General features: G+C 47.8%; 34 protein-coding genes. 13 read left to right on the top strand and 21 right to left on the bottom strand.

What is annotated here, in order from left to right:
* Positions 1-215: 215 nt before the first annotated feature.
* The 10 genes from EDD59_RS14875 to EDD59_RS14910 form a co-directional block, all read right to left on the bottom strand.
* Positions 216-503: a DUF6664 family protein gene (locus EDD59_RS14875; protein WP_132383292.1), complete on the bottom strand. Its 288-nt coding sequence runs from the start codon at positions 501-503 to the stop codon at positions 216-218.
* Between the two features lie 86 nt (positions 504-589).
* Positions 590-1,003, bottom strand: coding sequence for a ribbon-helix-helix domain-containing protein (locus EDD59_RS14880; RefSeq protein ID WP_132383294.1), 414 nt, complete (start codon positions 1,001-1,003; stop codon positions 590-592).
* Positions 1,004-1,120: 117 nt separating this feature from the next.
* The gene (locus tag EDD59_RS17855) at positions 1,121-1,288 is read right to left on the bottom strand and encodes a hypothetical protein (RefSeq protein WP_165920955.1); all 168 of its coding nucleotides are present in this window, start codon (positions 1,286-1,288) and stop codon (positions 1,121-1,123) included.
* 109 nt (positions 1,289-1,397) lie between these two features.
* Positions 1,398-1,652, bottom strand: coding sequence for a DUF6103 family protein (locus EDD59_RS14885; protein ID WP_132383297.1), 255 nt, complete (start codon positions 1,650-1,652; stop codon positions 1,398-1,400).
* 16 nt (positions 1,653-1,668) lie between these two features.
* Positions 1,669-1,887 carry a hypothetical protein gene (locus tag EDD59_RS18185; RefSeq protein WP_243117446.1) on the bottom strand — a complete coding sequence of 73 codons (219 nt, stop codon included), beginning with the start codon at positions 1,885-1,887 and terminating at the stop codon, positions 1,669-1,671.
* Positions 1,862-2,602, bottom strand: a complete 741-nt coding sequence (locus EDD59_RS14890) for a DUF6329 domain-containing protein (RefSeq protein ID WP_243117447.1) — start codon at positions 2,600-2,602, stop codon at positions 1,862-1,864. The genes EDD59_RS18185 and EDD59_RS14890 overlap by 26 nt, the downstream gene beginning before the upstream one ends.
* 20 nt (positions 2,603-2,622) lie before the next feature.
* On the bottom strand, positions 2,623-3,663 hold the full coding sequence (locus EDD59_RS14895; RefSeq protein ID WP_132383300.1) for a C40 family peptidase: 1,041 nt from the start codon (positions 3,661-3,663) through the stop codon (positions 2,623-2,625).
* 6 nt (positions 3,664-3,669) lie between these two features.
* Complete coding sequence (locus EDD59_RS14900) at positions 3,670-4,173, bottom strand: gamma-glutamylcyclotransferase family protein (protein WP_132383303.1); 504 nt, start codon at positions 4,171-4,173, stop codon at positions 3,670-3,672.
* A 28-nt stretch (positions 4,174-4,201) separates the two neighbouring features.
* Positions 4,202-5,245 carry an amidoligase family protein gene (locus tag EDD59_RS14905; protein ID WP_132383305.1) on the bottom strand — a complete coding sequence of 348 codons (1,044 nt, stop codon included), beginning with the start codon at positions 5,243-5,245 and terminating at the stop codon, positions 4,202-4,204.
* 15 nt (positions 5,246-5,260) lie between these two features.
* The gene (locus EDD59_RS14910; RefSeq protein ID WP_132383308.1) at positions 5,261-7,090 is read right to left on the bottom strand and encodes a VirB4 family type IV secretion system protein; all 1,830 of its coding nucleotides are present in this window, start codon (positions 7,088-7,090) and stop codon (positions 5,261-5,263) included.
* Positions 7,091-7,282: 192 nt separating this feature from the next.
* Here EDD59_RS14910 and EDD59_RS14915 point away from each other — a divergent pair, with 192 nt between their 5' ends.
* Genes EDD59_RS14915 through EDD59_RS14940 form a run of 6 tightly spaced genes read left to right on the top strand, consistent with a single transcriptional unit; the run spans position 7,283 to position 11,732 of the window.
* Positions 7,283-7,618 carry an ArsR/SmtB family transcription factor gene (locus tag EDD59_RS14915; RefSeq protein ID WP_024345932.1) on the top strand — a complete coding sequence of 112 codons (336 nt, stop codon included), beginning with the start codon at positions 7,283-7,285 and terminating at the stop codon, positions 7,616-7,618.
* Positions 7,611-8,672, top strand: coding sequence for an ACR3 family arsenite efflux transporter (arsB, locus tag EDD59_RS14920; protein WP_132383310.1), 1,062 nt, complete (start codon positions 7,611-7,613; stop codon positions 8,670-8,672). Before EDD59_RS14915 ends, arsB begins: the two co-directional genes overlap by 8 nt.
* Positions 8,656-9,147, top strand: coding sequence for a GNAT family N-acetyltransferase (locus EDD59_RS14925; protein ID WP_132383311.1), 492 nt, complete (start codon positions 8,656-8,658; stop codon positions 9,145-9,147). Before arsB ends, EDD59_RS14925 begins: the two co-directional genes overlap by 17 nt.
* A gap of 23 nt (positions 9,148-9,170) precedes the next feature.
* Entirely contained in the window at positions 9,171-9,545 is a 375-nt protein-coding gene (arsD, locus tag EDD59_RS14930; RefSeq protein WP_132383312.1) for an arsenite efflux transporter metallochaperone ArsD, read from the top strand.
* 18 nt (positions 9,546-9,563) lie between these two features.
* The gene (arsA, locus tag EDD59_RS14935) at positions 9,564-11,297 is read left to right on the top strand and encodes an arsenical pump-driving ATPase (RefSeq protein ID WP_132383313.1); all 1,734 of its coding nucleotides are present in this window, start codon (positions 9,564-9,566) and stop codon (positions 11,295-11,297) included.
* Positions 11,298-11,312: 15 nt separating this feature from the next.
* Positions 11,313-11,732: an arsenate reductase ArsC gene (locus tag EDD59_RS14940; RefSeq protein WP_132383315.1), complete on the top strand. Its 420-nt coding sequence runs from the start codon at positions 11,313-11,315 to the stop codon at positions 11,730-11,732.
* 69 nt (positions 11,733-11,801) lie between these two features.
* Here the strand turns inward: EDD59_RS14940 and EDD59_RS14945 are convergent, their stop codons facing one another.
* From EDD59_RS14945 to EDD59_RS14960, 4 genes are read right to left on the bottom strand one after another with little or no spacing between them, the layout of a single operon-like run.
* Positions 11,802-12,392 (bottom strand): hypothetical protein, encoded by a 591-nt coding sequence (locus EDD59_RS14945; protein ID WP_132383317.1) that lies wholly within the window; start codon positions 12,390-12,392, stop codon positions 11,802-11,804.
* A complete protein-coding gene (locus EDD59_RS14950) occupies positions 12,376-12,654 on the bottom strand; it encodes a hypothetical protein (RefSeq protein ID WP_132383319.1) in 279 nt (92 codons plus the stop codon). Before EDD59_RS14950 ends, EDD59_RS14945 begins: the two co-directional genes overlap by 17 nt.
* A 12-nt stretch (positions 12,655-12,666) precedes the next feature.
* On the bottom strand, positions 12,667-13,233 hold the full coding sequence (locus EDD59_RS14955) for a DUF7768 domain-containing protein (protein ID WP_132383321.1): 567 nt from the start codon (positions 13,231-13,233) through the stop codon (positions 12,667-12,669).
* The gene (locus tag EDD59_RS14960; RefSeq protein ID WP_132383323.1) at positions 13,230-14,132 is read right to left on the bottom strand and encodes a conjugal transfer protein TrbL family protein; all 903 of its coding nucleotides are present in this window, start codon (positions 14,130-14,132) and stop codon (positions 13,230-13,232) included. Before EDD59_RS14960 ends, EDD59_RS14955 begins: the two co-directional genes overlap by 4 nt.
* Positions 14,133-14,269: 137 nt before the next feature.
* Between EDD59_RS14960 and EDD59_RS14965 the strand changes: the two genes are divergently transcribed.
* The 7 genes from EDD59_RS14965 to EDD59_RS14990 all read left to right on the top strand — a co-directional run bounded on the left by EDD59_RS14965 (position 14,270) and on the right by EDD59_RS14990 (position 18,796).
* Positions 14,270-15,175, top strand: coding sequence for an AraC family transcriptional regulator (locus EDD59_RS14965; protein WP_132383324.1), 906 nt, complete (start codon positions 14,270-14,272; stop codon positions 15,173-15,175).
* 141 nt (positions 15,176-15,316) lie between these two features.
* Positions 15,317-15,487, top strand: coding sequence for a hypothetical protein (locus EDD59_RS17860; RefSeq protein WP_165920956.1), 171 nt, complete (start codon positions 15,317-15,319; stop codon positions 15,485-15,487).
* Between the two features lie 244 nt (positions 15,488-15,731).
* Positions 15,732-16,079, top strand: coding sequence for a hypothetical protein (locus EDD59_RS14970; protein WP_018213991.1), 348 nt, complete (start codon positions 15,732-15,734; stop codon positions 16,077-16,079).
* A gap of 371 nt (positions 16,080-16,450) precedes the next feature.
* Positions 16,451-17,272 (top strand): helix-turn-helix domain-containing protein, encoded by an 822-nt coding sequence (locus EDD59_RS14975; RefSeq protein ID WP_132383325.1) that lies wholly within the window; start codon positions 16,451-16,453, stop codon positions 17,270-17,272.
* Between the two features lie 3 nt (positions 17,273-17,275).
* A complete protein-coding gene (locus EDD59_RS14980) occupies positions 17,276-17,746 on the top strand; it encodes a VOC family protein (RefSeq protein ID WP_132383326.1) in 471 nt (156 codons plus the stop codon).
* Between the two features lie 65 nt (positions 17,747-17,811).
* Complete coding sequence (locus EDD59_RS14985) at positions 17,812-18,018, top strand: hypothetical protein (protein WP_132383327.1); 207 nt, start codon at positions 17,812-17,814, stop codon at positions 18,016-18,018.
* A 55-nt stretch (positions 18,019-18,073) separates the two neighbouring features.
* Entirely contained in the window at positions 18,074-18,796 is a 723-nt protein-coding gene (locus EDD59_RS14990) for a DUF5131 family protein (protein ID WP_132383328.1), read from the top strand.
* Positions 18,797-18,966: 170 nt separating this feature from the next.
* Here the strand turns inward: EDD59_RS14990 and EDD59_RS14995 are convergent, their stop codons facing one another.
* The 7 genes from EDD59_RS14995 to EDD59_RS15025 all read right to left on the bottom strand — a co-directional run bounded on the left by EDD59_RS14995 (position 18,967) and on the right by EDD59_RS15025 (position 23,924).
* Positions 18,967-19,305: a DUF3852 domain-containing protein gene (locus tag EDD59_RS14995; RefSeq protein ID WP_132383329.1), complete on the bottom strand. Its 339-nt coding sequence runs from the start codon at positions 19,303-19,305 to the stop codon at positions 18,967-18,969.
* Between the two features lie 83 nt (positions 19,306-19,388).
* Complete coding sequence (locus tag EDD59_RS15000) at positions 19,389-21,119, bottom strand: DUF8193 domain-containing protein (protein WP_132383330.1); 1,731 nt, start codon at positions 21,117-21,119, stop codon at positions 19,389-19,391.
* A 68-nt stretch (positions 21,120-21,187) separates the two neighbouring features.
* Positions 21,188-21,724, bottom strand: coding sequence for a DUF6550 family protein (locus EDD59_RS15005; RefSeq protein WP_132383331.1), 537 nt, complete (start codon positions 21,722-21,724; stop codon positions 21,188-21,190).
* A 96-nt stretch (positions 21,725-21,820) separates the two neighbouring features.
* On the bottom strand, positions 21,821-22,366 hold the full coding sequence (locus tag EDD59_RS15010) for a hypothetical protein (RefSeq protein ID WP_132383332.1): 546 nt from the start codon (positions 22,364-22,366) through the stop codon (positions 21,821-21,823).
* Positions 22,363-22,758, bottom strand: a complete 396-nt coding sequence (locus EDD59_RS15015; RefSeq protein WP_132383334.1) for a DUF4320 family protein — start codon at positions 22,756-22,758, stop codon at positions 22,363-22,365. The genes EDD59_RS15010 and EDD59_RS15015 overlap by 4 nt, the downstream gene beginning before the upstream one ends.
* On the bottom strand, positions 22,752-23,042 hold the full coding sequence (locus EDD59_RS15020) for a hypothetical protein (RefSeq protein WP_132383336.1): 291 nt from the start codon (positions 23,040-23,042) through the stop codon (positions 22,752-22,754). Before EDD59_RS15020 ends, EDD59_RS15015 begins: the two co-directional genes overlap by 7 nt.
* A gap of 12 nt (positions 23,043-23,054) precedes the next feature.
* Positions 23,055-23,924 (bottom strand): type II secretion system F family protein, encoded by an 870-nt coding sequence (locus EDD59_RS15025; protein WP_132383338.1) that lies wholly within the window; start codon positions 23,922-23,924, stop codon positions 23,055-23,057.

Consider the following 23,924-nt stretch of genomic DNA (forward strand, 5'->3'; position numbering starts at 1 on the left):
TTATACACAAAAATATCTTCTTTTACTCCAAAACTGCCAGTATTCAATTTTCAATCTGCATTGGAATTAGATGATTCTAATTCCGAGAACTTATTAATTATATTAACAGCCTAAGATTTAGTCAAGTATTCATTTGCTAAATTGGAAAGCAGGACAAAGCGGTACAAATCTTGCGATTTTATACCGCATGTGCAGAGGCCGTCCACCTATGTTCCTTACAGCACACCGAGCCTTTGCAGCAGCTCCACGCAGTCTTTTGCACCCTGCACATAGAGGTGCTGGCACTCATGGTCGGCAATCAAATTGGTTTTCTCAAAATAATCAGTAAGAATTTTTTGCTGATCCGCCGGTAGCGTTTTGACAATCTCACGAGCTTGAGAGCTGAGAGCTTTTACCTCAGCGTAAAGCTGCCGCTCTATATCATCCAGATTTTCCTTGAGCTTGCTGATTGCAGCTTCCGTCAGCTCACGGATAGCTGTTTCAAAGATTTCATTTTTCTCCATTGCACTTTTACCTCCTTTCGCAACACACCATAAACGAATGTATTTCCATAGTCCATACCCAAAAGAAACAAATAATTCCTATCATTTTAGGTTCGCCGCTTTTGGTAGTTATATGCGTCCTCAAAATCAACCGCACCGTTGATTCGTTTCACTTCCTCCACACATTTTAAGTGTAGGCTTTGCAGTGCCTGCTCGTCAATCGCATGGGTATACGCTACCACATGAGAGAGCTTGGACAGCTCGGTAGCGATTTTGAAATCCATTCTGGCCAGACGGTTTTCCGTATCTCGAATGGCACTGACGAGGACGGACGATAAGCTCTGCAGCAAATAGTTTTCAATTTTCTGCGAGGTAAGATAGCCGCAGTAAAACCTCAACGCCTCGGTGACAAATTCATTTCGGGATTTCACGTTGGCCTGCTCCAGCAGCTCATCGCACCGATCCAGCACTTCCTTTTCGATATAAAAGCCGGTGCGGATTTTTTCCGGTTCCTTTGCCATAATGCCTCCTTTTCTCTGTGAATTTTGCCCCGGTATGCAGGGTAAGCTCCGGAAACACCCGATTTTCCTTGCTCTTTTCTGAAACCAGCATAACAAATCAGGACTTCGGTCAGAAAGTTATGTCACTTCGGAATCCCCGAACGGCTTTGCCGGTCGGTGTTTTTCGGATTTAGGCTGCCAAAGCAGCATAAACCCTTTAACCTGCACCACTTTCGACCCTACCGGAACGCCCTCATTCTGAGGTTTCTTCACCGCATCCGGGGCTTTCTCACATTCTCTCCACATGGGCGCAACGTGGGCGGTACGATGCTAATGGGTATCAGGATGCCACCACGCCTGCCAAAAGGCCACACAGGGCAACACCGCCGCCCACACGCCCGGACAGCGTTCCTGCTTACACCAGCCTGTTGTCAGAGCCGCCTGCCGCAGCAGGGCGAACCGGCCTTTGGGGCTTCTGTTTGGTGGCGGCCTCACGGGAGAGCTTATCGTCAATGTATTCACGGGTGGCCTGCGGAACGTGCTTTTCATAGAGCTTTTGGACAGTATCCTCCAGCTCCGTCTGCAAATCTGCATCCTTTTTGCTCATGTGGTAGGTCAGGGCATCCAGCTTTTCGCTGTCAAAGCTGACGGTCAGTGTTGCTTTTTTCATCGTACTTTCCTCCATTTCATAGTTTCATTTCGGGTGACTGTGAGGGGGCATCATTCTCTTGCGTGATCCATTTTTCATAATTCGATACCGGGCAGTATCCGGCAAGCATGGACGAGAATTCCTCCAAACGGGAGGGCTTTACCTTGTCCAGCTCCATCTGCAAACCGTAGTAGCCGTTGTAAACCTTGACCACCTCGGCATCCAAAACATCAGCCCAAGCCCGCTTTCCCGGCATCGGTCAGGGTATGCTCATCCAGCTCCACGATGGTGGCAGGCTGTACCTCCACATCCTTGTGAAGCAGATGAATATCCTCCCAATGAAGATGGAGCAATTCTTTCAGTCTGCTGACAGGCGCAGCGGATTCCGATAGCTGTCCCGGCTCTGCTTCCTCCGGGTGACCGCCATACTGCGGACAGAAATCAAGGTAATAGCACACGTCAATGGCGGTGTCGCCCAGCTCTACATTTGCCACTTCTTCACGCTCATGGAGCATATCCAGTAGCGTATCCATGCTGTTAAAATCATGCTCAAAGCCGGTTTGCTGTGCCAGCTCATCAAAGCTAATGATCCAGTTGCCCTCAGTCGTATTCTGAGTTCCAGTGGATACGATGTAGTCAGCTGCGGCTGTCATCCGTTCGTTGAGGTGCTGCAAGGCCGGGGAGGTAAGAGCGGAAATATCGGGAACATAGGAGGCGTACCGGCAGTAGCCATAGCCCTCCGATTCCACCAGCAATCCGTCTTTTCTGTCCTCGCCGGTCAGCAGCAGGCAGTGATACACACCACTGCTGTCGCAGTGCATCTGCGCTATATTGTCCTGAATAAAGTCGTAATCCCTCATAGGTTTTTGCAGCACGGCTTCAAAAACTTCAGCGGGAAGCCGAATGGTTTTTGATACCTCAAAGCTCCACAGATCGAAATCTGAGGCCTTCCGTTCAAAAATCGCTTTCATGAAACATCATCTCCTTTTGTCTATTTGAGCCTGCCGTAAGCATAAAAGTGGCTGCGCCAATAGCGGCTGTTTAGATCCGCATAGCCGATTGGACTTCCACAGTGCAGCATCTGACCGTTCCCAACATAGATTCCGATGTGGCTTATGATTCCGGCTGAGGCATAGGTTCCTTGGAAAAACACCAAATCTCCGGGCTTTGCTTCCTCACGGGAGATCACAGCACACTGATTAAAAATACCCGATGCCGTGGTGCGGGGCAGATAATATACGCCTGATTTCGAATAGACCCAGCACACATAACCGGAGCAGTCAAAGGAAGTCTGCGGAGAAGAGCCGCCCCAAACATACGGGTAGCCGATATATTTTTGGGCTTCCTCCATCAACACCTGATAGGTACCATCGCCCATCTCTCCGGGATATTCTCCATCCTCCGCACCGGGGATAGCTCTGCCATACTTGGCATGGGAGTAAATCTGCTGTGCATTGATCCTGTTTTCCTCTGTAATGGTTCTGCCGAGGGAGCTTTCAAGATTTGCATATATTTCATTCGGATCGGTAATGGGGACAGCCACCGTGTAGGTTTCCTCCGTTTCGTTGCCATCCGCATCGGTGACGGTGCGGGTGCGCTCCTCGTAGCGGACAAAGCAATCCGCAAAGGCTCGGTAATCGGAAGCGTTTATCCGCAGGTTTTCAGCGCCGAAATACAGAGAATAAAAAATCGACTTCATGCGGGTGCTGTCGATGCTGCCGCTTTCGATCATGGGCGTAATCTCAGACACAGCTTCATCCAAATCAGAGAAGCTGCCCCGCATATCCTCGATGTACTGCCGGTACTCCGCTGGCACCTGTGAGGAGATACTGCCGCCGTGAAAGCTCAAATCCACAGCAGAATTGTTATGGTCTGCGGTACCGGACAGCAGGCTCATGATCATGACGATGATTAAAATAAACGGGGTGAGGATGGCGGCGATGACCACTCCCACCGTTTTCCATGTCCGTTTGTCGGTAGCAGCGGCGATTGCCGCTTTCACCGCAAGGGTAATGGTTGCCGGGTCTGCCATCGGGGATCACCACCATTTCTGCTGCCAAAGGTTGAACTGCGCATCCTCCGCATCCTGCTGCTCCTGCGCCAGACGGATGGATTTCTCCATCGCCTGATCCAAAAAATCCGTATCAAAGCCTGCGGTTTCATAGCCCTCGGCAATGGTGTGGAGATAAAAATCCGAGGGTGCGCCGAACTCCCTGCCGTCATTCATGATGTACACCATTGCATTCACAGGCTTACCGTTCAGCTCCACCTCCAGCATTTCCTTGCGGTAAAAATTCGGGTAGCCCTCATAACGGTCGAGGGAAAGCTCATCCTGCGGCCTGATTTTCCATAGAAGCACAGGTACGGAGCTGCCCTCCAGCGGCTCAATAGTAGCAACGGCTCCACGGCTGCCGCCACGGAACAGCAGCTCATATCCTTTGACCTCGCTGGCTCCCACCACCTTGGCGGTGGGGCAGCGGAATGCCATCTGCGGCAGATGAAGATTGCTGCCATAGGCAATGTATAAACGGGATTTAGCCATGTTTTCCTCCTATCATTCACATATAAATTTACATACGCATAGTAAAAGCCGGGGCATCTTCTGCCTCGGCTTCGGTTGGTTCGGGAGCGGTAGGCTGCACTTCTGTGGAAGTCTGCCGTGCCTGCTCCAGCTCTTTTTCTTTTTTCTGCCGCATTCGTTCCTTTTGCTTTTCTGCCTGCGCCGGATCACGCCAAGCGATGCAGCCATCCAGATTCTTCAGCAGATGCTCACGGGCGGTCTTGAATTCATCCCCGATCAGCCCCAAGCGCAGCAGCCAAGTGCGAAAGGTGTACTTTTCGTTGGTGGTCTGTGTCTTTGTACGGCTGGCACAGCGCTGATTGAGCGCCTGTGCGGAAATAGCCATGCACAGCTGAATGTAGGCCTTGATTTTTCCGGCATGAGTGGTTCCGTTGAACAAACGGAACTCCACCGTACCTTTCTGGAACACAGAATGAAGATTCAAACAGTGGTACCGGCTGTCATCATAGTGGATGTTGCTGCGGCTCTCGCCGTTGTACCAAATACGACCGACCTGATCCAGTGTGCGAGGCTTTCTACGGTTCAGTTCCTCCAGAAACCGGTTATCCACCGGCTTGCACCAGCGGTGCTGTCTGGCCACGGACACCTGAAGCGCCTTGTAAATCAAATCCTCCTTGGCGGCCATGATGTTGGTGATATTCCGCAAAGTATTCGCATCAAAGGGCGAGGCATCCACATGAACATGGATGCCGCAGGAGCTGTTGGCAATGGCACCGGCTTCCCGGAGCTTTCGTACCAGCTCCTGTACTTTTTCGATGTCCTCCCAGCGGCAGATGGGGCTGACCATCTCCGTTTTATATTCCGAAGAGGCCGATACCGTCTGTCTGCCATCCTTTCTCTGCGGCGTAATACTGGCATCACTCATAAATTTCCACTTACGGCCTTGGGAGTCAATAGCGGCATAGGTGTCGTAATAGCTACCATCATACACAGCCGTTGTGCCGAAATAGGCGGCGGCAATATCGGCGGCAGCCTTACGGGTGATGCCGGTCAGCTCTACCTCAATACCGAACCGCTGATCTTTCATGTCCATTTTTCTCACCTCCCATTAACGGCCACCCGCCTTTCCAAACAGTTTTGCCTTATGCTCCGGAGCATTCACCATCAGGTTGTACCGCTCATTGCCGCATTTGTAGAGGCACACCCCACGCTGCGGGTAGCGGATCAGGTTGTATTCGCTCTGCTCCAGCTGAAGCGTATCAATGTAGAACTTGGCATCAATATTTCCGGCGTTAAACAGAAACTGATGGGTCGGGATGCTGAACAGGGGCTTGGTGTACTCCCGGATACCCTCAATGTTGAAGTCCTCCAAATTCTGCGAGGCGATAATCACCGCCGAATCCTTTTTACGCACACGCTTGGAAAAGTTGCGGACGTACTCCACGGCGGTGAGGTTCGTGAGGAACAGGTAGAACTCATCAATGCTGGCGGCGGTGTTGCCGTTAGTCAGAAGCTCGTTGCTCATGTAGGATAGAATGTTGAACAGCAGGGCATTTTTCAGGCTCTTGCTAGCCTGCAGCAAACCTTTCACCCCAAAGGTCACAAAGCTGGAATCGGTGATATTGGTGTGTCCGTCAAAGAATTTCGACTCTGCACCCTTGCAGATGGAGTGCAGCCCCAGCAGGATGTTTTGGAGCAGATCTGCGGTATAAAGCTGGCGGCTGTTCTCATCAAAGGCTTTGTACTCTTCCTCAATCAGACCATACAAGTCTGACAAAATGGGATAGTCCTTGGCGGTCAGGCGATCAAATTTCGTGCTGTCGCTGATGCCCAACTTGGCGTACAGCTTTTGCAGCATAATTTCGATGGTGTCGATCTCCCGGTCGGAAAAGTCCTTATATGTCCTGAAAAAGTCCTTGAGAAAGGAAATGTGCTGACTGAGCTTGCTGCTGATGCGGAAGGTCTGAGGCGCATCCTTATCCTCCGGGCTGCCGTTTTCATCCCATGTTTTGGGTTCCAGCACATTGATGATGAACTCCCCGGACATAAGGTCGATGAAGCAGCCTCCGAGGTTGTTGGTCAAATCCTCGTACTCCATTTCGGGATCGAGGGCACACACATTCATACCGGATTCCCGCAGATTACACAGGATGAGCTTGAGCAGATAGGATTTGCCCTGACCGCTGTTGCCGAGAATCAGGATGTTGGCATTGGTCTTGTCATCGGCTCGCTTATTGAAATCCACCAGCACATTGCTGCCAAACTTATCCCGTCCCACATAAAAGCCATTGCCATCTGTTTTGCCCGAATAGTTAAAGGGATAGAGATTAGCCACAGAGCTTGCCGGGAGAACACGCTCGAACTGGTCACGGAACACATTAAAGCCGCTGGGCATCACGCACTGGAAGCCCTGCTGCTGGCGGAGCATCAGTCTGTCCACGTTGAGTTTAGAGCGAATCAGCTCGGTCATGACTTCAGTCTGCAATAGCTTCAGCTGATTCAGATCGTGTGCGGACAGCTCAATGTACACAGCCGAGTGAATGAAGGGTTCCCGGTTCCGGTGCGCCTGCGCCACGATGGTGGCCACATCCTGCAGATTGCTTTCGGCCATAACCGTCTGCTGCAAATCGTTGGTGTTGGACTTGCTCAAACGGTTTTTATTGGCGGCATTGCTGATGATTTTCTTTTCCTCCACCGGCGTGACATGGCGGGTATAGATTCGTAGGGTCACGCCATCCTTTTCTCCCAAGTGGCGCAGGATGGCCTGCTCCTCCGTGGCGGTGGGATACTCCCGCAGCGCCCAAACGCAGCGGTAGGTGTTCCCGCAGATAAAGTGGTCGGTGTTAAATTTGATTACTGAGGGGGCAATCATATCCAAAAATTCTTGGATTCTGGCATCCTCCTGCGGTGGAGATTGTGGGTTTCTTTTTCTTGCCATCGGTATTTTTTCCTTTCTGTTTTAGATTTGGGGCATAGCAAAAGCCGCCACATTATGTGACGGCTTGAGAAAATATACTGATATTACTTGATATTGCGGATATCTTCAATTTTACACAAAATTTCATATTGACACTTTTCGATTTGATGCATATAATAGTCATATCGAAAAATATAGATGTGAGGTGTTAATATGGAAAACTACTTAGAAAATACCAAAGTGTTTAAGGCGCTGGGTGACCCCAAAAGAGCTATGATTGTTGATATGCTCTCTTGCGGAGAGCTTTGTGCCTGCATGATTTTAGAGAAATTTGAAATGTCCCAATCTACGCTGTCCCACCACATGAAACTTCTATGTGAATGTGGGCTTGTAAAAGGCCGAAACGAGGGCAAATGGACGTATTACTCTTTGGATGAGGAAACCATCGGCAAAACAAAACAATTTTTCTGCTCCATCACCTCTGATAAGGAAAACTGCATCTGCAAAGAAGATACAGGCTGCTGCAAAGGATGTGATGATAATGAATAAGGAGAAAAACACTGGTATCGGCTTTTTTGAAAAATACCTGACCATTTGGGTGCTGATCTGTATGGCGGCGGGAATTTTAATCGGCAAGTTCCTGCCAGGTATCCCTGAATTCTTAAGCCGCTTTGAGTACGCACAAATATCCATTCCGATTGCTGTACTCATTTGGGTGATGATTTACCCCATGATGATGAAAGTGGATTTTCAGTCCATCAAAAATGTACGCAACAATCCGCAGGGGCTTCTTATATCCAGCGGAACAAGCTGGCTGATTAAACCATTTCTCATGTTTGGTCTTGCCTCCTTTTTTTTCTACGTTGTTTTTAAGACATTCATACCGACCGAGCTTGCACAAAGCTATGTCGCCGGAGCCGTCTTGCTGGGTGCAGCCCCCTGCACCGCAATGGTATTTGTTTGGAGTAATCTGACCAAAGGCGACCCTGCTCATACCTTAGTGCAGGTGGCAGTGAATGACCTGATTATCCTCGTGGCATTTGTCCCGATTGTATCCTTTCTGCTGGGTGTGACAAATATTTTCGTGCCGTGGGATACACTCATTCTTTCCATTGTTCTATTTGTTGTCGTTCCTCTTGTGGGCGGTTTTCTTACCCGATATTTCATGGTAAAAAACAAAGGCGAGGAATATTTCACGCAAAGGTTTATCCCTAAATTTGATAATGTGACAACTGTTGGACTTCTCCTGACATTGGTTATCATCTTTTCTTTTCAAGGAGATGCCATACTGGAAAACCCCTTACATGTCCTTTTGATTGCTATTCCGCTGATCCTGCAAAATGTCCTCACTGCCGCCTTTGCCTATTGGATGTGCAAGATAACAAAGCAGCCCCATAATGTTGCGGCTCCTGCCGCACTCATTGGTGCATCGGACTTTTTTGAACTGTCGGTGGCTGTCGCTATCGCACTGTTCGGGCCGACTTCCCCGGTGGTGCTGGTCTGTACCGTTGGCGTTCTGACAGAAGTGCCGGTTATGCTCTTGCTTGTAAGGTTTGTCAATAAAACGAAAGGCTGGTTTCCTCAAAATGAATTACAAAATTAGAGAAATGCAAAAAGGCGACTGGAAATCAGTCAGCGAAATCTACCAGCAAGGTATGGATACCAACCTTGCAACATTTCAAACGGAATGCCCCACTAATGAAGAATTTGACCAGTCCCATATCAAGCAATGCCGCTTTGTAATAACCGATGGTGATGTCATTGCCGGTTGGGCAGCATTAACTCCTGTGTCAAGCCGCTGTGTCTATCGTGGCGTGGCGGAAGTCAGTATTTACATCCATGATACCCATAGAGGAAAAGGTGCAGGGAACCAACTACTGAACTTTCTGTCAAAGCAATCTGAAAAAGATGGTATCTGGACACTGCAATCGGGAATTATGGCTGACAACAAAGCAAGCATTCGTTTGCATGAAAAATGCGGATTCCGTCAAGTGGGATTCCGTGAACGAATTGGGCAAGACCGTTTTGGACAGTGGCGTAATACCGTTCTTATGGAACGAAGAAGCAATTTAATATAATCATATATAAGGAGAGACTTATCATGAAAAAAATGCAAATATTTGAACCTGCCATGTGCTGTGACACCGGCCTTTGCGGTGTGAGTGTTGACCCGGAGCTGCTCCGCATTTCTACTGTTTTAAATGCATTGAAAAAGAACGGAGTGGCAGTTGACCGCTTTAATCTAAGCGGTGCGCCGATGGCTTTTGTCAATAACAAAACGATCAACGACTTTATCAACGAAAAAGGTGTTGAGGAACTGCCCGCTGTTATGATCGATGAAAAAATCGTGATGACAGGCCGCTATCCAACCAATGAGGAGCTTGTTTCTTTGCTGGAGGTTCCCACGAGCTATTTGACCGAAGCAAAATCCGCAAAGCAAGGCGGTTGCTGCTGTTCTGACGGGAACTGCTGCTAAAAGAAAGGAGGTTCCTCAATGCAAATCTTTGACCCAAACAAAATCACCTTAACGAAATACTTGTTTTACACAGGTAAAGGTGGTGTCGGGAAAACATCTGTAGCGTGTGCAACGGCGGTAAATCTTGCGGATAGTGGCAAAAAGGTTCTTCTTGTCAGTACAGACCCGGCCTCCAACTTGCAGGATGTGTTTAACACCCCGCTTACAGGGAAAGCCACGCCCATTGCAGAGGTAGCCAATCTTGATGTAGCCAACCTTGACCCTATGCAGGCAGCGGCAGAATACAGGGAAAGCGTGCTTGCGCCTTATCGTGGTAAGCTTCCGGAATCAGTCCTCGCTAATATGGAAGAACAGCTTTCTGGTTCCTGCACAGTGGAGATTGCCGCTTTCAATGAATTTTCCAACTTCATTACCAATAAAGAGATGGAGGAAAAATACGACCATATTCTTTTCGATACCGCGCCGACCGGGCATACACTTAGAATGTTGCAGCTTCCCTCTGCGTGGAGCAATTTCATCAGCGAAAGTACACATGGTGCCTCTTGTTTGGGACAGTTATCCGGGCTTGAAAGTAAAAAGGAAATGTATAAAGCTGCGGTTGAAACACTGACAGACGGCGCACAAACAACCTTAATTCTTGTAACCCGCCCCGAAACAGCCCCCCTCAAAGAAATAGAGCGGGCTTCTCACGAATTAGCGGAGCTTGGCGTACTCAATCAGGCTATGGTAATCAATGGCGTATTGGCTGATTATGATGATACCATTTCTAAAAGTCTTTTTGATAAACAGGAAAATGCCCTTGCAAATATGCCAAAACCGTTACAGGCAATCAATGCCTACATGGTTCCCTTGAGGGCATACAACATTACAGGTATGGAGAATGTCAGGTCACTGCTCACAAAGAATAGCTATGTCATCAGCGATGAGACCATCAAAGCAAAGAGCATTCCTCAGCTAAAGGATGTAATTGATGACTTATATCATAGCGGTAAAAAAGTCGTTTTCACAATGGGCAAGGGAGGTGTTGGCAAAACCACACTTGCCGCCGCTATTGCCTTAGGGCTTTCTGAAAAGGGTAAAAAGGTGCATTTAACCACTACTGACCCAGCAGCACACTTAAAATTTGTTCTCGATGAAAACAGCGGCATTACCATGAGCCATATTGACGAGCATAAGGAACTGGCACGCTATCAGGAGGAAGTTATAACAAAGGCACGGGAAACCATGTCGGAAGAAGATATTGCCTATATCGAAGAAGATCTGCGTTCTCCTTGTACACAAGAAATTGCCGTATTCAGAGCTTTTGCGGAAGTTGTAGAGCGTGCCGAAAATGAAATTGTTGTCATTGATACCGCACCTACAGGGCATACACTTCTGCTATTGGATTCTACATTGAGCTATCATAAAGAGGTTCAGAGGACACAAGGCAATATCCCCGATTCCGTAAGAAAGCTGTTGCCACGTCTGCGAAGTGCTGAAACAGCAGTCGTTATTGTAGCCTTGCCTGAAACTACCCCAGTTTACGAAGCATTACGTCTGGAAGAAGACTTGAAACGTGCCAATATTGCTACAAAGTGGTGGCTTGTGAATACTTCTCTTTATCATACAAAAACAACAAACGCCCTGTTAGCTGCAAAAGCCAGCAATGAAATTCCGTGGATAAACAAGATAGCGGAACATACAAGTGGAAATTTTGCTTTAATCGCTTGGCACGCAGATGATATAAAGGGAGATAAGCTAAGAGAGCTATAAAAAGGGAGGTCTTTCATGAATAAGGAAATAAACAAACCCAAGGTGGCATTTATTTGTGTTCACAACTCTTGCCGAAGCCAAATTGCGGAAGCACTCGGTAAACACCTTGCCACTGATGTGTTTGAAAGCTATTCGGCTGGAACAGAAACAAAGCCACAGATCAATCAGGACGCTGTTCGATTAATGAAACAGCTTTACGGCATTGATATGGAGAAAACACAGCGTTCCAAGCTGCTTTCCTCAATTCCTCCAGTAGATATTGTTATTACTATGGGCTGCAATGTTCAGTGTCCTTTTTTACCCTGCAAGCACCGAGAGGATTGGGGACTTGATGATCCGACCGGCAAATGTGATGACGAGTTTATTGCGGTCATACACGACATTGGCCAGCACATAAAAAATCTTAAAACAAGAATCGAAACAGGTTCCCTTTAAGGAATAACCGAAATACAATTACTGCGTACAGGATAGCTACATAGATAAGCTACCCTGTACGTTTATCTTTTACTCATTCAAAATAACCCATCGTTCCCCATCGAAATCCTCAAACTTTTCGGTCGTGACGTTCTGCTCGAAGTAAACCGCAAGGATGCGCTTGATGTCCTCTTTGTCCGCTCGCTTTACGGAAAATCCCTGCTCTTTCAAGGACTTCTCTATGCGTGACAGGTACGGGAGCACCTCTTTTTCTTTTTCATTCCGCAGGCGAATCAGGATTAAAAACTCCCTTGCTGTCGCCATCTGCACCTGTATCCGGTCAAGGAAGGACAGGTCTTTTTCGAGGAGCTTTCGCACCACCGGGTTCTGTTCCTGCTCTATGCGGCTGCGGAGAAAACGCTTGTTGTCCTCGAAGTTTTCCCGGCTGTTTAAGCACAAAATCTCGATTTCGGCGATTCCTTTGAGAACAGTCATCAGAGCATAGATGCGGGTGCTGATGCTGGCCTCAGACAGCACCGATATGTTGCTGGGCTTAATGATGAAATACACCAGTTCTCCGTGACCATAGGTCTGTAGGCTGTACTCGGTGATTTCCTTGGTACCGATAAGCTGCCGGGTGGAGGCTCTTTTTTTGGCTTCTGCCTTATCGTTCCTGCGCATTGGGCGTGTACCTCCATTCATAGAATTGCTGCTTGGTGATAAAAAAGGCACAGGCATACCGGAGAAAATCCAGAATGCTTGTGTCCTCAAAGCGGATGGCTAAAAAGGCATAAACGGCGGTCAGCACGATGGGTGGCACAAATCCCAGCTGGGAAATCGCAAGCACAGAGATAAGCAGCGCCACACCGATGATGCCGATATCCCGCAGCTGCCACAGCCATAGGGTTGCTTTTGCTCTTAAGTGATCGGGGTAAATATGCATGAGGCACCTCCCTTACATCCGCATGGAAAAACCGGAGCCTTGATTCAGCTCCGGTTCCATTTCTTTTGCGGCATAGCGTACATTGGGAGAATAACACGATTCATTCAGCTGATTGGCGTAGCTTTCAGCCTGTTCCATCGTGTCAAACTCCATCGGCTTGCCGCCATGCTTGCACCAGCTTTGAGCGGCTCCGCACACCGAACCGGCACTGCGCATCGCCCACACACCATATTTCTTTTCCATAGTAAAACCTCCTTGGATTTGTTCTGCGGATATCTCCCGGACAGGAATACCCAGCTTTTTGGCTTCTCTAAGCTCCATCGTCATGCCGGTGGAAATCCGGCTGCCGCAGAGCCACAACTCATCGCAGGCCTCCAGCACACGATGCCCCATGTGAAAACCGGATTCTCTCTGGACGGGGTCATTGTCATCCAAAAACTGCGGGTACAGAAGATGAACAGCTACCGGCGTACAATTCTGCTCCATTGCATACCGGCAGGCCGCCTTTGCAAATTCCACATTCTTTTGTATGTCCCCGGCATAGGGTGAGGCGATATAGACCAGCTTGTTCTCGCTCATTTCGCCACCGCCTGTACTACCGTCTTGGTCATATTCACCGCAGTCTGCGCCGCATACACCGTACTCATGAGGTTGGCTTTGGTGCTGGTATCCAGTCCGAACTGTCCGGCAATGCGGGGGATTTCTCCAGCTGCCAGCATCAGGCCAAGCCCCAGCAGGGCATGGTCTTTTACTACCATCAGTCCGGCAATCAGCACCGTTGCCTGCAAAAACGCCGTAAGGCACAGGCCGATGACCTGTTTGCACCATGACACAAAGCCGTCAATATAGCCACGGGGAACACTGAACATATATAAACTTCCTACAGCGATCTGGATGAGCAGGATGCCGCCCCTCTTGAGGTTGGCGAAGAACACTTTAATCACCGCATAGCCCATCAGTATGAGAATAAAAATCATCATGATCGGGCTTGTAATAGCAGATAAGCCTCCGAACACACTGCTGGTCATGGCCTGCTCCAGATTTCCCGCATCCTGTAGCGATGCAATGATGCCTTGGGCTACTGTGCCGAAGTCGGTTCCAAGACCGGTAATCCCGGCAGTGAAGCTGCCCTGCAAAGACACCGACAGCTTATACAGCTCCACCGGAACCGTGGTGAACAGCCCCACGGCCATAAAACCCTTGATGGCGTTGAGGGCGGTATCCTTAATGCTGCCTCTGCCGGACTGAGACTCAATCCCGCATTCAAAGGCAACTACCACAAGACCAACACCGTATAACGCCCATGCCAGATAGGAAAAGAACAGCACAATAGACTGCACCCAGTTCATTTCGAACAGGTCTGCTCCCATGTTTCCCATCTGCATAAAAAAGTCGCCGAGGAAGCCCACGATCTGACCGTAGATCCAATCTACAATCTGACCGAGGACAGTGTCGGCGACAAAATCCCATATGAACATTTGAAGTTATCACTCCTTTCCGTGTGAAAACAAACTGCTTATGGTAAAATGAATTTGGTACCAATAAAAAAGAGCATACACAGTCAAGCGGCATCCCTTTGAGCTGTGGTATTCTATGGTCAAAGGAGGTGCTTATCATGCACGCATGGGAACAAATACAGGAAACCATAGAATTTATTGAAGAACATTTAGGCGAGGAATTAAATATTGACAGCCTCGCAAAGATGGCAGCACTGTCGCCTTTTTACTATCAGCGCCTGTTCAGCCGTTTGGTTAAAAAGCCGGTTGCTGAGTACGTTAAGCTGCGCCGTATGGCAAAGGCAGCCGAAGCACTGCTGCAAAAAGAACAACGTATTTTGGATATTGCATTGGAGCTTGGTTTTTCCTCTCACGAACACTTTACCCGTACCTTTAAGGATACCTTTGGTATGACACCGGAGGAATATCGCAAAAATCCGCAAACGCTCAATCATATGACCAAGCCGGAGTTTCTGCTTCACTACACCTTAATTGATGAAGGGGTACCGCTCATCACCGATGGCATTGTTCTGGAAATAAACCGAAGAGAAATTGCGGAACCGATTTGTTTTATCGGTGCTAAACAGGATGTGCCCATTCACCATTTGGATGGATTGGGAACAGAATCTGGCATTGATCCGCTGGATGCCCTTTGGAAAAGCTTCCATAAACAGAAGCAAACAGTACTTGGTCTTTCTGAGGATGCTGAAGAAGTCGGTGTAACTTTGCCATCTTTAGAAGAAGGGTATTTTAGCTATTTTGCAGGGGCAAAGTCAAAAGCGGGAGAGGCTCCGGACGAGTTCATGAGCTGGCAACTGCCAGTTGGAGAATATATCGTCTGCTCCTTTGAAGCTGAAAATTTTGAAGCACTTGTTATGGACGCAATTTATAAAGCACAGCAATATATTTACAACACATGGCTGCCAAATCACAAACTACAAACAGAAGCATTTTGTGCGGAGCGATATGCAAGCCATTCGCCTGAAACCACAAGCATGGAAATTTGGCTCAAGCTAAAAAAGTAGATTTGCGCACATTGCACCGGGCAGCCGTGAAAGCTGCCCGGTGCTTTTCTTTTTCTGATTTATGACTTGACAATCCGCTTGTTCAGAGCTTTAATACCACACAACGGAGGCCGCCGAAATAATTTCAAAGGAGGTATTTGTGTGGCAGATTACAAAAAGCTCTACTATAAAATGTTTAACGCAGCAACTGATGCCGAGAAGCTCATTTCTCAGGCTGCTTGTATTATGCGCACCGCCCTGCAGGAGTGCGAGGAAACATATATGGATTCAGATGAAACCCCGCTGCGCCTGACAGATAAGCCGGAGGAGTAAAACTCTGCGACTCCTATGCTACATCCCCAGCACCTGCCAGAGTATCCTTGCATAAGGGTGGTGAACGGACTTTTTTCATAGTATCTGTGTCCTTTCCATTGTTCATATTTGTTTGATTGAAAGTTCCGATTTACTATGGTAAACTCACTTTATATATCTACCGTGTAAAACTTTTGTGAAACGGTAGCATGGGAAATTAACGCTCGGTGAGCAAGTTTATATAATGTGCGAGGTGGTGCAATAAATGTTTAATGAAATTTGTATCTATGAGGCAAAGATTGAAAAGCAAGAGGAAATTGAGCAACTTATGAAAGAGGTTGCCGCCTTTTATATGGAGCAGGATGGTGTTATTGAAGTTAGATATATCAAACGCACCCACCGCCAAACAGATTTTAATGCCGTTAAAGAAGGGGCATTGCCTGTTCGCCTCACACGCAATGTAGGCAAAGTCACTTATGTTTTACATTGGACTGTTAGAGATGAAGAAACTCACGCAAGGGTGTCAAAGTTAGGGTTAGAGCATTTTTACAAGCGGTGGAACAGATGCTTAACCACTATGCCAAAAATTATTTTGGGTGAAAACATTGTGTAAGGGTATGAGCACACCCTCTGTTAGTGTTTAACTTCACCTACACAATAAAATCTGACTTATCACGAAATTGAGCCGTTGCATCTAACTTGACGCGACGGCTCTTGCTTTGTCTACATGCCAAGAATAGTCCAGTCAATCCTTGCAAAAGGATGGTGAACGGACTTTTTTGATAGTAACTGTGTCCTTTCCATTATTCATATTTGTTTGATTGAAAATCCTGCTTTACTATGGTAAAATCATTCCATACCTACCGAGTAATTTTTTTAAACGGTAGTTCAGAAATTCAATGCTTGATGAGCGAATTTATACTTGCTTGATTCGCATTAGATGGATAAGACTAATAAAAATTATAAAAGTAAGGAGGGAACGATTTGATTATCAAAAATGACAAACAATTCAATATGTTTCCCTCCCATGTGGGGCTGAGAAAATACATTCAATATTACAACATCGTATTTCCATCGAATGAGACATTTACAGCACAATATACGCTTATGCCTAACGCTTGCGGAACATTGTCGCTTGCTTTTAACGGAAACGCAGTCATTGCTGAACTGTGGGGAGCATCTTTAACTCCTGTTTTGTTAGGAATGGAACCAAATAGTTATCATGTTCTGCTACTTATCCAGCTTTCGCCCTATGGTTTGTATCAAATCACCCGTCAAAGTCAAGCGGAGTTTGCAGATAAACGACTTTCGCTTACGGATATTGATAATGAGCTGTTTCATTCGCTGCATCAGGCTTTTGTAGCATCAAAAACTGTATCCAATTTGGTAAATACTTGTGAAAAGGTTTTATACCGACGCATGGAAAAGCACGTTGTTTCGGACTCTTTGCTGTTGGCAACTAAAGTAATTTCTGATAATTATGGACAAATACAAGTGAAAGAAGTTGCCAGACAATCCCATTATAGTGAGCGACAATTAAACCGATTATTTCTTGCACAAATCGGAATGAATATTAAAAACTATGCACGCTTAACTCGCTTTAATTACGTATTAAAGCACATTCAAACATCGCCTTGCTTTTTTGCGGCATTATCGCAACAAGCCGGATATTTTGACCAAGCCCATTTTGATAAAGATTTCAAGGCTATCAGTGGTGTTACCCCTCAAAAGTATCTGAAAACAATGTCGGATTTTTACTATGACGGAACGGAGATATATAATACAATATCCTCAAAGGAGGATTGAAAAATGAAATATCAAGGTTGTCTTTTAGCGGTTAAGGATATAGCCGCCTCTAAACACTTTTATGAAAAGGTACTTCATCAAAATGCGGTAATGGATATTGGCGTACATGTGACATTTGAGGGCTTTTCACTGCAACAAGGATATGCCGAACTCGTCGGTGTGTCAGTCGATAGCGTGAAAGAGCAGTCACATAACTTTCAAGTCTATTTTGAAGTAGACGATTTGGACAAGGTGTATGCCGAAATGAAAAGCATATCCAGTTTGCAATGGATACACGAAATCAAAGAATACCCGTGGGGGCAGCGTGATGTTCGGGTATATGACCCCGACAAGCACATTGTAGAAATTGCAGAGGATATGACCACGGTTATCAAACGCTTTTTTAAGCAAGGTATGTCGGCAGAAGAAGTTGCTACACGCACAATGTTTCCTCTTGAGGTTGTAAAACAGTATGCGTTAGGCTTTGGTATGTGATACACGGCGGCTTTGGTAAATCAAAGCCGCTATTTTATTCCAAACAAGATCGGAGGAGACGGGCAATGAGTAAATATGAGCCGCTTTGGAAGGCGATAGGTCGACGCACGGAAAACAGCTTCACGCTGACCTATGCCGAGATTGAACAGATTCTGGGATTTCCTATCGACCATGCCTTTTTAACCTTTAAGAAGGAGCTGCCCGCCTACTGCTACGAGGTGGGTAAGATCTCCATGAAGGCACAGACGGTGACGTTCAAACGCTGCGTTTGACAATCGGCTGCGTATCTGCCATCATCGGCTTCACCCATCCAAGAGGAGGAACACTATGAACTGGGAACCATGGACAGGCTGTTACAAATTAAGTGATGGCTGTACAAATTGCTATTTTTATGGGCCGTATGCAAAACGCTATGGTCAAAGCACAATACAAAAAACAGATAAATTTGATTGGCCTGCAAGGAAAAGTGCAAAGGGCGAATACAATATCAAAGGAAACAAAATTCTTGCAACCTGCTTTGCGACTGACTTTTTCCTACCAGAAGCGGATGAATGGCGTAAAGAGGCTTGGGCAATCATCAAGGAAAGAACAGATATTGATTTTTTGATTTTGACAAAGCGAATTGACCGATTTCCCCAATCGCTTCCGTCTGATTGGGGTACAGGCTATGACAATGTGAATATTGGCTGTACTGTCGAAAATCAAACACTCGCCGATTACAGGCTTCCGCTCTTTTTATCCTATCCGATAAAAAGGCGTTTTATTGCCTGCGCTCCACTTTTAGAAGCGATAGATTTAACACCATATCTTGATGGCATAGACCATGTTACCGTTGGCGGCGAAACAGGACGAGAAGCCCGTTTGTGTGATTATGATTGGGTGCTTAATATCCGTGAACAATGCGCAAAAGCAGATGTAACATTTTGGTTCAAAAATACAGGCTCACTTTTCAAACGTGACGGTGTAGCGGAAAAGATAAATCCATTTAAGCAAACCAGTGTGGCAAAAGAGCTCAGTATTGATATTTCAGATGGGAATAGATTGTTTTGATAAAATGCCATAGTGTAAAGCATTATTGCCTATTTTACTTCATGAATGTTCTGAACAAACCAAATGAGCAAACCCTCTGTTGGTGACTAAGTTCACCCACACAATCAAATCTGACTTACCACAAAATTGAGCCGTTGCACCTTACTTTGATGCAACGGCCCTTGCTGTATCTACATGCCCAATATAGTCCAGATGTATAACGGGGCTGTTAATGTGAACACCAAGCAGGCAAACAGGATTGCCGGTGCCGCCCACTCGAACTGACCATGTTTGCGATAATCAAAATAAGCCGTGCCTAATTTGGCAAAGAAAAACACCGCCAGAATCAGGTCAATGGCGGGAAATACCACCTTGTTGACCACGGTTTTAATCTGTTGGGAGGCCGTTGTCCACGTTCCCTCAATGGCTCCAGCTACATCCCCGGTTCCCGCTGCATAGGCCGTTGTACTGAACATCAGGCACAGCAGTAAGCTTACGCACAGGAGCATTGCAATTCGTTTCGATTTCATTGATTTTCCACCTTTCATCATAGGGTTGAAAACAGCAAAACCGCAGCTTTCGATTGGCTGCGGTCTTGTTTTTTTCTCTGTTTTTAATGGGGTTTCTGCGGTGCAATATGCCAGTCCGTCCATAAATTATCCCGGATGGTGACGCTGTCCGTGAGATTCATAGAAAGCATTCCGGCGGGTGACCAGCTGTCTATCAGCCATGTGTACGGGGTATAGCTTCCGTCCGGGAACCAGATGGGTGAAAAATGCGTCCTGCGGCTATAAGTGCTGTAGGGATTCTTCTGAAACTCAAACCGGGTGCTGTAGCCGGAAGTCATTCGCTCCAGTAGCCTCCAGTAGGTCTGATACCCGAATTCCGGGAAGTAGGTCACCGCCGTCTGCGCCCCGGTTACCGCCGAGGACTGATTGGTGCTGACTTTGGCAGAAACCGTTTCATTGATGCCATAGCCGGACTTCATGTTTTTTCCGCTGGCGGTAGGACTTTTGTCATCGGGCTTAATTGCCATGCTTGCCGACAGGCTGGCCTGATAGCGGTCAAGGTCAAACATCCACCAGCCTTCGTCTACCCATTCACCGTCATCCTCCCAATGACCGCCTCCGTCACCATCGCTGTACCAGTTCCAGTCACTGTGCCATACCCAATGCTCCTGCCACCAAGGTCGCCATATTGTCCAGCTTGCAGAGGTTTGCTGCGGATTATTGGGAACAGCCGATCTTCTAAAGCTGTCATTGCGATCATCGGCTACGGGGTTGGGCGGTGGATTCTTGTTCAGGTCAACGATGTTGACGTTGATTGTCGCCTTGCTGGAGCTGCCGCCACCGGACACAGAAACCGTAATTGTCATATGCTGTGGAGTATTCGGCGTTGTCCAGCGTATCCATGCCAGCTGGCTGTCGCCATCGGGATAGTAGATGTTGCTGACCTTGTGGCTCCTGCCGTTCACATAAAAGGTTGCCGATACCGGATGATCCGGATCGCTCTGACCGCCGCTGACGGTAATCGCTGTGATGACCTCTGTATTTACCCGGTATTCGTAGTCATACACGAAAACCTCCGGAGGTTCGGCAGGCTTATCCTTAAACCGCACGATACCAAGACCAAGGGAGGACTTGATTTCCGCATTGGAAGCTGCCTTGCTTCGGCTTCCCGACCATGCCGGATAGCCGAGATCCGCCACCTCCAAGAACATGGCCAGTGGCAGGTTCTTATGGGATAGGGATACCATTCTCTTTCGCAAAAGACCGCCGACCTGTTCGTCATACATGGCAGCTTCTGTGGCTGTGGTGGCAATCATCACGCCCTCAAATTTGTAATAGGCGATTGGCTCCAGAAGTAACTTGTACTTGCCACCGATTAACACATCAAAGTCCATTCCAGTGAGACCGGCGATGCTTCTAATTACCTGTTCATCAGTAAAATAGCTTTTGATGGCGGCAATGTTGTTTGAACCATTAGTGCTAATGATTTTGGGCAGAGCTTGTGCAGGGTTGGTATAGGTATAATTTTTCATGCTTGGAGTTAATCCTGAACCACTATTATATTGCAGCTTAGAAACTTTATTGAAATGTCCAATTCCATTTGGTTTCTTGTTGGTCAGGTCAATAGGAGTCGTGACAACAGAACAATCTGAAGCCCGAACCACCGTCACCCGAACACCCTCGTTGCCCGGAGTCCACGAGTTGGTGCTGGTACCATCGCCCATACCGCCGCCACCTCCATCTACGTTTCCATCCCCGACTGCATAAGCTGGTACAGCACACAGGGAGGAACATAACACGGCAAGCACGAGAAAAACACTAAAAATCCGCTTCATATAGCGCCTCCTTTGCAAAAGAAAAAGCACAGCATTTCTGCTGTGCAATTCCTTAAAATCTTCTATATCTAATTCATGTCACCGATCTTGTTGCCATTTTCATACATATCATCGGCTGTTGTTCCATGCGCATCACCTGTACCATCAACCCAGCCAAATCCGGGGAAGTAAGTTTGACCTTTATCGTTAGTTTCGCCACCCTGCGGCTTGCTTTCAGCAGCCGGTTTCTTTTCCGTATCCTCCGGCTTGTATTCCGGCGGCTTGGATGGGTTCGTGGTATCCGCATCCTTTGGCAGCTCAGGCTTTGCGGGAGCTTCCGGTTTTACCGGATCGGGCTGGAGCTTCTGCTCCGGCAGATCGGTTTGGGGCGGCAGCGTTTCCGAGCTTTCCGGCTCCGATGCAGGCTGCGGAGAAACTACCACCTCTTTTTTCTCTGTCTTATCTTGTATATCAGGAGCCACATCCGAAGAGCTGACCGGTTCCTGTGAGGAAGCATCCGGCATTACGGGTTCCTTAGCAAACCGCATTCCGATAGCAGCCACCAGTGCTATGCAGATAACAGTAGCACCCGCAATGGCGAGCCTCCTTTTGGTTTTATCACTCATATAAACAACCTCCTTTGAGAAGTGTAAAATGTTACCTCTTTGTATTTCTCACCATACTACATATTTTTTCGGAAGTCCAGACAATTTCCCGAACAGTTAAAACACCTCGGTGTATCCCGCCTGAACCTTGAGTTTTATCTTCATGGGAGCCAGCTCCTTGCCACCGAAATACACCGGAACCTCCAGCCAGATTACCGCATCCGCTTCAAAGCGCTGTGCGTTTTTGGGGGAGGAAGGAGCCAGCAGCGCATTGCGGATCGTGACATCCAAGCCGGAAAGCCTGTATTCCAAAGCATCCCCGGTATACTTCACATGGCTGCTGCCCACAGCTTCCATACCGAGGACACTGTCCATGTAACCGTAAATATCGCCAGTGTTCACGCTGTAGGAAAAGGAGGAGCCGTCCGGCTGGTAGCCGCCGCTATAGCCCTCCCGGACACCGTGATACACATCGGCATAGTTGTCGTTAACTGTCACGATAATGGCATCCTCTAAGGCTTCCTTTACACCGGTGGCGATAATATTCAGCCGGAAAAACTCCATCACGCCGCACAGAATAATGACAAGTACCAGCGTAATGGCTACCACCAAGGGAAAGCCGTTCCCGGCCTTATCCTTGAATATTTGTTTTAGCTTGGTCATTTATGGTACACCTCGCTTTTCCCGGAGGCCTCCGAACGCAGGGTGATCGGGAACGAACCAAAACCGCCGAACAGCCCAATGTTTCTTTCTAAGGTCAGGGTCACGGTGATTTCCTGATTCAGCTGGATATTGCCGGTCTTTGACCATGAAATCCGGGGACTCAGCCCGGTCTGCTCGGTAAGAACTGCCGCACGGCGGCTGGTTTCACTGCCTACCCTGCCGGAGATTTCCGCTTCCCGGCACAGCTCGGTGGCATAGGTATCCATCTGGTTTTTAGCAATAAACACCGGCAGCACCTGTACCGCCAGCGCAATGACCAGCATAGCGCAAAGGACGAGGACGCACACATCAATATATCCCTCGCCACGCTTGGATTTTAAGAGCTTCAGCATAGCTTCACCCCCTGTTCAGGCGGGGCGGAGTCCTGCTCCATCTGTGGAAAATCGCTTAATATATGCCACACATTGTTGCTGTAATCAGAGCTGATGACCTCCTGATTCAAAAGCTCATCAGCGGTTACGAGCCTTGCGCACTCCGAAACACCGGGATGCCCGGTCACGCTCTTTCCCGACAGCAGCTCTTTTGCTGCTTCCGGCGTTAAAAAGACAAACCCGACCGGTGTCATCAGATCAAAGGACGCCTGCGGATATTTGATCAGCGTTTGTTGAACAATCACACTTTCACCCCCTTAAAACATCCCGCCAAGGGACTTGATGATCTCATAAGCGATGATGGCCAGATAGGTAAAGAGAAAGCACATCAGCATGAGAAAGGAAAACACACGGATTTTCGGCGGTATTTTCTGTGCCTCACCCTTGAGCCTTTGCAGCTCCAGCTGCTTGAAGTCATGCGCCAGCATCTGAAAATACACCGTGCTGTCATCTCCACGCAGCACACCGATGAGGCCTCTCACCACATCCGACAGCATGGGCGAATTGAGCCTTGCCTCGAACCGGGTAAGGGCTGCCTCATAGCTGGAGGAACGCATATCCGCTGCCAGCATGGTCAGCTCTCCGGCAAAGGCTTCCCCGGCGTTTTTCTTGTAGTTTTCTATGATGGCCAGCACATCACGGGAGGCTTTCAGCTCCTGTTCGATGTTGGCAACAAAGCGAGGCAGCTCCTTTTCCACAGAAGCACGCTTGGCGGACAGCTTTTCGTCTGTCTTTTTGGTTTCCTTAAAATACACCATAACTGCAAGGAACACCACCACCGGCACCAGCAGGGGAAATACAAAACCTGCCGGAACCGCCAGCAGCAAAATTACGCCGGACTTCACCAGCGCATAGGCCTGATAGACCTCCGGCTCCATGTTCATGCCAGTTGCTTTCAGCACATTTTTGAGCCGATGCCTGCGGTATTCATCCATGTGGATCAGCTTTGCGAGCTTTACCGCCCATGTCATGAAGTAGGCTTCCAAGGTTTTTGCCGCTTTTTTCTCTGATCTTGTGGTATTCAGCATAGCCTTGGCGGTGCTTAGGTACGGCAGACGCAGCACATCCAAAAGGATAAAGAACAGCCCCGCCGCTAAGGTGATTCCGAATAAAAACAGTAATCCCAT

Origin of the sequence: Muricomes intestini, assembly GCF_004346165.1 — a bacterium.
Taxonomy (GTDB): domain Bacteria; phylum Bacillota; class Clostridia; order Lachnospirales; family Lachnospiraceae; genus Muricomes; species Muricomes intestini.

Bases quoted from the DNA above. Each gene is read 5' to 3' on its own strand.
- arsD (WP_132383312.1), top strand. From the start codon at position 9,171: ATGAAAAAAATGCAAATATTTGAACCTGCCATGTGCTGTGACACCGGC.
- EDD59_RS14970 (WP_018213991.1), top strand. From the start codon at position 15,732: ATGTTTAATGAAATTTGTATCTATGAGGCAAAGATTGAAAAGCAAGAG.
- arsA (WP_132383313.1), top strand. From the start codon at position 9,564: ATGCAAATCTTTGACCCAAACAAAATCACCTTAACGAAATACTTGTTT.
- EDD59_RS14950 (WP_132383319.1), bottom strand. From the start codon at position 12,654: ATGCATATTTACCCCGATCACTTAAGAGCAAAAGCAACCCTATGGCTG.
- EDD59_RS14905 (WP_132383305.1), bottom strand. From the start codon at position 5,245: ATGGACATGAAAGATCAGCGGTTCGGTATTGAGGTAGAGCTGACCGGC.
- EDD59_RS15010 (WP_132383332.1), bottom strand. From the start codon at position 22,366: ATGACCAAGCTAAAACAAATATTCAAGGATAAGGCCGGGAACGGCTTT.
- EDD59_RS14965 (WP_132383324.1), top strand. From the start codon at position 14,270: ATGCACGCATGGGAACAAATACAGGAAACCATAGAATTTATTGAAGAA.
- EDD59_RS14925 (WP_132383311.1), top strand. From the start codon at position 8,656: ATGAATTACAAAATTAGAGAAATGCAAAAAGGCGACTGGAAATCAGTC.
- EDD59_RS14875 (WP_132383292.1), bottom strand. From the start codon at position 503: ATGGAGAAAAATGAAATCTTTGAAACAGCTATCCGTGAGCTGACGGAA.
- EDD59_RS14885 (WP_132383297.1), bottom strand. From the start codon at position 1,652: ATGAAAAAAGCAACACTGACCGTCAGCTTTGACAGCGAAAAGCTGGAT.
- EDD59_RS14980 (WP_132383326.1), top strand. From the start codon at position 17,276: ATGAAATATCAAGGTTGTCTTTTAGCGGTTAAGGATATAGCCGCCTCT.
- EDD59_RS14985 (WP_132383327.1), top strand. From the start codon at position 17,812: ATGAGTAAATATGAGCCGCTTTGGAAGGCGATAGGTCGACGCACGGAA.
- EDD59_RS15025 (WP_132383338.1), bottom strand. From the start codon at position 23,924: ATGGGATTACTGTTTTTATTCGGAATCACCTTAGCGGCGGGGCTGTTC.
- EDD59_RS14945 (WP_132383317.1), bottom strand. From the start codon at position 12,392: ATGCGCAGGAACGATAAGGCAGAAGCCAAAAAAAGAGCCTCCACCCGG.
- EDD59_RS17855 (WP_165920955.1), bottom strand. From the start codon at position 1,288: ATGTGGAGAGAATGTGAGAAAGCCCCGGATGCGGTGAAGAAACCTCAG.
- EDD59_RS14895 (WP_132383300.1), bottom strand. From the start codon at position 3,663: ATGGCAGACCCGGCAACCATTACCCTTGCGGTGAAAGCGGCAATCGCC.
- EDD59_RS14900 (WP_132383303.1), bottom strand. From the start codon at position 4,173: ATGGCTAAATCCCGTTTATACATTGCCTATGGCAGCAATCTTCATCTG.
- EDD59_RS15015 (WP_132383334.1), bottom strand. From the start codon at position 22,758: ATGCTGAAGCTCTTAAAATCCAAGCGTGGCGAGGGATATATTGATGTG.
- EDD59_RS14995 (WP_132383329.1), bottom strand. From the start codon at position 19,305: ATGAAATCGAAACGAATTGCAATGCTCCTGTGCGTAAGCTTACTGCTG.
- EDD59_RS14915 (WP_024345932.1), top strand. From the start codon at position 7,283: ATGGAAAACTACTTAGAAAATACCAAAGTGTTTAAGGCGCTGGGTGAC.
- EDD59_RS14910 (WP_132383308.1), bottom strand. From the start codon at position 7,090: ATGGCAAGAAAAAGAAACCCACAATCTCCACCGCAGGAGGATGCCAGA.
- EDD59_RS14960 (WP_132383323.1), bottom strand. From the start codon at position 14,132: ATGTTCATATGGGATTTTGTCGCCGACACTGTCCTCGGTCAGATTGTA.
- arsB (WP_132383310.1), top strand. From the start codon at position 7,611: ATGAATAAGGAGAAAAACACTGGTATCGGCTTTTTTGAAAAATACCTG.
- EDD59_RS14990 (WP_132383328.1), top strand. From the start codon at position 18,074: ATGAACTGGGAACCATGGACAGGCTGTTACAAATTAAGTGATGGCTGT.
- EDD59_RS14955 (WP_132383321.1), bottom strand. From the start codon at position 13,233: ATGAGCGAGAACAAGCTGGTCTATATCGCCTCACCCTATGCCGGGGAC.
- EDD59_RS18185 (WP_243117446.1), bottom strand. From the start codon at position 1,887: ATGCCGGGAAAGCGGGCTTGGGCTGATGTTTTGGATGCCGAGGTGGTC.
- EDD59_RS14890 (WP_243117447.1), bottom strand. From the start codon at position 2,602: ATGAAAGCGATTTTTGAACGGAAGGCCTCAGATTTCGATCTGTGGAGC.
- EDD59_RS15005 (WP_132383331.1), bottom strand. From the start codon at position 21,724: ATGAGTGATAAAACCAAAAGGAGGCTCGCCATTGCGGGTGCTACTGTT.
- EDD59_RS14940 (WP_132383315.1), top strand. From the start codon at position 11,313: ATGAATAAGGAAATAAACAAACCCAAGGTGGCATTTATTTGTGTTCAC.
- EDD59_RS15000 (WP_132383330.1), bottom strand. From the start codon at position 21,119: ATGAAGCGGATTTTTAGTGTTTTTCTCGTGCTTGCCGTGTTATGTTCC.
- EDD59_RS14880 (WP_132383294.1), bottom strand. From the start codon at position 1,003: ATGGCAAAGGAACCGGAAAAAATCCGCACCGGCTTTTATATCGAAAAG.